5 protein-coding genes are annotated in these 4,642 nt (G+C 71.8%); 3 read left to right on the top strand and 2 right to left on the bottom strand.

Features of this window, described 5'->3' with window-relative positions; translation table 11 throughout:
- A partial coding sequence (locus tag ACFV4N_RS40160) for an ATP-binding protein (protein WP_499677932.1) occupies positions 1 to 2,005 on the top strand: 2,005 nt, incomplete at its 5' end.
- Between the two features lie 6 nt (positions 2,006 to 2,011).
- Here ACFV4N_RS40160 and ACFV4N_RS40155 read toward each other — a convergent pair.
- Positions 2,012 to 2,329 carry an STAS domain-containing protein gene (locus tag ACFV4N_RS40155; protein ID WP_499677931.1) on the bottom strand — a complete coding sequence of 106 codons (318 nt, stop codon included), beginning with the start codon at positions 2,327 to 2,329 and terminating at the stop codon, positions 2,012 to 2,014.
- Positions 2,330 to 2,476: 147 nt separating this feature from the next.
- On the opposite strand from ACFV4N_RS40155, the gene ACFV4N_RS40150 reads away from it, so the two are divergent.
- A complete protein-coding gene (locus ACFV4N_RS40150) occupies positions 2,477 to 2,863 on the top strand; it encodes an ATP-binding protein (protein ID WP_499677930.1) in 387 nt (128 codons plus the stop codon).
- Positions 2,864 to 2,865: 2 nt separating this feature from the next.
- Here the strand turns inward: ACFV4N_RS40150 and ACFV4N_RS40145 are convergent, their stop codons facing one another.
- A complete protein-coding gene (locus tag ACFV4N_RS40145; RefSeq protein ID WP_499677929.1) occupies positions 2,866 to 3,633 on the bottom strand; it encodes an NADPH-dependent F420 reductase in 768 nt (255 codons plus the stop codon).
- Between the two features lie 79 nt (positions 3,634 to 3,712).
- Here ACFV4N_RS40145 and ACFV4N_RS40140 point away from each other — a divergent pair, with 79 nt between their 5' ends.
- Positions 3,713 to 4,558 carry a LysR family transcriptional regulator gene (locus ACFV4N_RS40140; protein WP_499677928.1) on the top strand — a complete coding sequence of 282 codons (846 nt, stop codon included), beginning with the start codon at positions 3,713 to 3,715 and terminating at the stop codon, positions 4,556 to 4,558.
- The last annotated feature ends 84 nt before the right edge of the window (positions 4,559 to 4,642 follow it).

Raw genomic sequence — 4,642 nt, 5'->3', positions numbered from 1 at the left:
CGAGGTCGAGGGCGTCTCCGGCACCTGGAAGCGGCTCACCGAGAACGTCAACGAGCTGGCCGGCAACCTCACCCGCCAGGTCCGCGCCATCGCGGTGGTGGCCACCGCCGTGACCGCGGGCGACCTGACCCGGCAGATCACCGTGGACGCCTCCGGCGAGGTCGCGGACCTCAAGGACAACATCAACCGGATGATCAGCAACCTGAAGGCGTCCACCCGCGCCAACCAGGAGCAGGACTGGCTCAAGACCAACCTGGCCCGGCTGTCCGGCCAGATGCAGGGCCACCGGGACCTCAAGGCGATGGCGTCGCTGGTGATGAGCGAGCTGACCCCGCTGGTCTCCGCCCAGCACGGCGCGTTCTTCCTGGTCGACGGCGAGGCCGACGTGCTGGAGCTGACCGCCTCCTACGGCTGGTCGCCCCGCGACGGGCGGCCCACGCGGTTCAAGCGCGCCGAGGGCCTCATCGGCCAGGTGGCCGTCGAGAAGAAGACGGTGCTGGTCACCGACGTGCCGCCCGGGTACCTGGAGGTCACCTCGGGCCTGGGCGCCGCGCCGCCCTCGAACCTGGTGATCGTGCCGATCCTGTTCCAGGGCGAGACGCTGGGCGTGATCGAGCTGGGGTCGTTCGGCGAGTTCACCGAGGTCCACCTCGACCTGCTGGACCAGCTCAAGGAGAACATCGGCGTCAACGTGAACACCATGCTCGCCAACGCCCGCACCGACAGCCTGCTGGTCGAGTCGCAGCGGCTCACCGAGGAGCTGCGGGCCGGTTCGGTCGAGCTGGAGGCCCGCGCCCGCCAGCTGTCCTCGGCCTCGAAGTACAAGTCGGAGTTCATGGCCAACATGAGCCACGAGCTGCGCACCCCGCTCAACAGCCTGCTCATCCTGGCGAAGCTGCTGGCCGACAACCTCGACGGCAACCTCAACGCCAAGCAGGTCGAGTTCGCCCGGACCATCCACTCGTCGGGCACCGACCTGCTCCAGCTGATCGACGACATCCTCGACCTGACCAAGGTCGAGGCCGGTCACATGCAGGTGCAGACGGACTCGGTGCGGGTGTCGGACCTGGTCGCCTACGTCGAGGCGCTGACCTCGCCGCTGGCCGCGGAGAAGGGCCTGGACTTCGGCGTCGTGGTCGACCCGGACGTGCCGCCCACCCTGCACACCGACGAGCACCGGGTCCAGCAGATCCTGCGCAACCTGCTGTCCAACGCGGTGAAGTTCACCCACGACGGCGGGATCCGGCTGCGGATCCGGGTGGTCGAGGGCTCCGTGGCGTTCGACGTGCAGGACACCGGCATCGGCATCCCGGCCGAGAAGCTGTCGGTGATCTTCGAGGCGTTCCAGCAGGCCGACGGCACCACGTCCCGCAAGTACGGCGGCACGGGCCTGGGCCTGTCCATCAGCCGGGAGCTGTCGACCCTGCTGGACGGGCGGCTGGACGTGCGCTCGGAACCGGGCGTCGGCTCGACGTTCACCCTGTACCTGCCGCTGGGCGAGCAGGGCCTCGTGGTGCCGGCCGTGGTCGAGCCGGAGGCCCTGCCGGAGCTGCTCGCGCCCGCCGAGCCCGCCGCCGAGCCCGTGGTGGCCCCGCAGGAGCTGCCCCCGCCGCCGATGCGGTTCCACGGCGAGAAGGTGCTGATCGTCGACGACGACCTGCGCAACGTGTTCGCGCTGACCTCCGTGCTGGAGCTGCACGGGTTGAACGTGATCTACGCGGACAACGGGATCACGGGGGTGCGGGCGCTGGAGCAGTACGACGACGTGGCGCTCGTGCTGATGGACATCATGATGCCGGAGCTGGACGGCAACGCGACCATGGCGGCGATCCGGGCCATGTCCCGGTACGCCGACCTGCCGGTGATCGCGGTGACGGCGAAGGCGATGAAGGGCGACCGGGAGAAGTCGCTGGCCTCGGGCGCCACGGACTACGTGACCAAGCCCGTGGACACCGACCACCTGCTCCGGCTGATCGCCTTCTACCTGGGCCTGGAGCAGGACTGACGGCGGTCAGCGGCCCGTCGTGGCCGACTCCACCGAGTCGTGGATGTGCATGACCTCGGTCAGCTCGGTCAACCGGAACAGCTTGTGCACCGACGGCTGGAGGCAGGCCATCCGGAACTCCCCGCCGGAGCCGTCCAGCCGCCGGTGCCAGTCGAGCATCAGCGACAACCCGGTGGTGTCCATGAACGGCACCCCGCCCAGGTCCACCACCACCCGGTCGGCCGAGCTCTCCTCGAGGAGGTCGGAGAGCACGGGGACGGTGTCCGCGTCCAGTTCGCCCGACACCGCGACGACCGTCCAGCCGCCCCGCACCTCACTGCGCACCCGCAACTCCATGGGGCCCGAGCCTAGCCACCCGGTGGCCCGAACGCCGCCACCGAACCCCCGGCAAGCCGCTTTGCACACGACCAGTCGGTGACGCGGTCGGGGGATGTGCGACGATGCGGTGACAGCCGATCAACGGGAGCGGATGTGCGCAACGAACCAGCGGCGCCGGTGGCCGTGACGCTGCCCGCCTCACCGGGTTCGTCCGCACGCGCGCGCGAGGTGGTGGCGGAAGCGGCCTCGGCGTGGGGCCTGTCGGAGGACGCCGCCGAGGACGCCGCGCTGGTCGTGACCGAACTGGTGTCCAACGCGGTGGACCACGCGGAGGGCTCGGTGGGCCTGACCGTGTCCAGGACCGACTCGGGGTTGCGCATCGAGGTGGCCGACAACTCCCCCGCGCCGCCGGAGCAGAAGCCGATCCAGGTCGATTCGGCCCGCGGCCGCGGGCTGATCATCGTGGCCGCGCTCAGCACGTCCTGGGGCACCGAACCCCGGGCGGGCGGCAAGGTCGTGTGGGCCGAGCTGGAGGGCTGACCCTACAGCTGGAAACCCGCGGGCCCGCGCACCGCGGCGGCGGCCAGGGCCTCGACCCGGGCGGCGGGCACGGGCACACCGGGCGCCGACTGCACCCAGGCCACCAGCTCCGGCACGGTGAGCCCGGACGGCGGCTCGCCCACGTACGGGAAGGCGTACAGCGGCGTGTTGGGCTCGCTGCGCCAGCTCTCCGCCAGCGTGCCGAGGTCCACCGAGTCGAAGCCGAGCACGTCCAGCAGCCCGGCCACCTCCCGCTTGGCGGCCGGGTCGTCGCCGGACAGGGGCAGCGCCGTGCGGTCGGGCGCGCCCGCCGGGCGGAACAGGTCCAGCAGCTGCCGGGGGCCGATGGAGTGCAACGCCTTCACCACCCGGGCGCCGGCGAGGTGGCGCTGCACCAGCTCGCTGGAGGTCAGCTCGTCGCGGTCCAGCTCCGGGAGCCGCCACCCGGGCTTCGGCGCGTAGTTCATCGGGTCGATCACCGTCTTGCCGACCAGCTCCGCGCGGGGCAGCCGCTCGCGGACCGCCAGCGGCACGGCCGCGACGACCAGGTCGGCGGCGCGCGCCACCTCGACCGGTGACGCCGCGCGGGCCCGCCGGCCGAGGTCGGCGACCAGGTCGGCCAGGGACTCCGGGCCGCGCGAGTTGGCCAGGACGACGTCGAGGCCGGCGTCCACGGCGCGGCGGGCCACCCCCGCCCCGACCATGCCGGTGCCGATGATGCCGAGGGTCGATGTGCTCACTTCTGCTCTCCGTCCGCGATGGGTTCGCACCCATCACAACCGCGACGCCCCGCGCGAACAACCACCAGGGACGAACAGCAGCGATCTCTTCCCGTGATAGATCAGGGGCGTGGAACTGAGAGCGCTGCACTACTTCGTGACCGTCGCCGAGGAACTGCACTTCGGCCGCGCCGCGCACCGGCTGGACATCGTGCAGTCGGCGGTGAGCCAGCAGGTCGCCCGGCTGGAGCGCGAACTCGGCGTGCGCCTGCTCGACCGCACCTCCCGCCGGGTGCGGCTCACCCCCGCCGGCGAACGGGTGCTCGCCGCCTCCCGGGAGGCCCTGGCGGCGGCGGCCCGCGTCCGAGTGGTCGCGGGCGAACCGACCGCCCTGCGCATCGGCGTGGCGTCCTGCGCCACCCCTCGCCTGGACCGCGCCCTGGCCCGCCTGACCAGCGCCGAACGCCCCGTCGCACCAACGCTCGTGGACCTGCCGGTGACCGCCCGCCTGGACGCCGTCCGCAACGGCGACCTGGACCTGGCCCTGGTCCGCGGCACCATCACCTCCACGACCACGACAGTGGTGCGCGCCTGGTCCGAACCCCTGCACGCGATCCTGTCCCACCAACACCCAGCGACAGATCACCCCACGACCGCCCTGCACGACCTGGACCCGACCGCCCTGCGCCTACCCGCCCGCGACACCGACCCCCCGCTGCACGACGCGATCCTCGCCGCCCTCCCCGCACCCCCGGCGCACCCACCCGAGGGCGACCTGCTCAACGTCCTGTTCGAAGTGGCCCGAAACCCCAACACCTGGACCCTCCTCCCCGCCGAACAATTCCCCCTCTCCCACAACCCCCGACTGCGCTCACTACCGCTCACCCCACCCCTCACCATCGACGGCCACGTAATAACCTCCCCAACCACACCGAAAACCTGCGTGGCCTCCTACACCGCCGCCTTCGCGGAATGACCAACACCCACACACCCCCCCAGCTCGTGGTCTCCCCGTATGGCCTGGGCGCAGCCCGACCGCGCTTGTCAAGGGGTGTCGCAC

The sequence above is a fragment of the Actinosynnema sp. NPDC059797 genome (genome assembly GCF_042732085.1).
Taxonomy (GTDB): domain Bacteria; phylum Actinomycetota; class Actinomycetes; order Mycobacteriales; family Pseudonocardiaceae; genus Actinosynnema.
The sequence above is the reverse complement of the archived record's forward strand: the minus strand, read 5'-3'. Positions and strand labels throughout refer to the sequence as shown.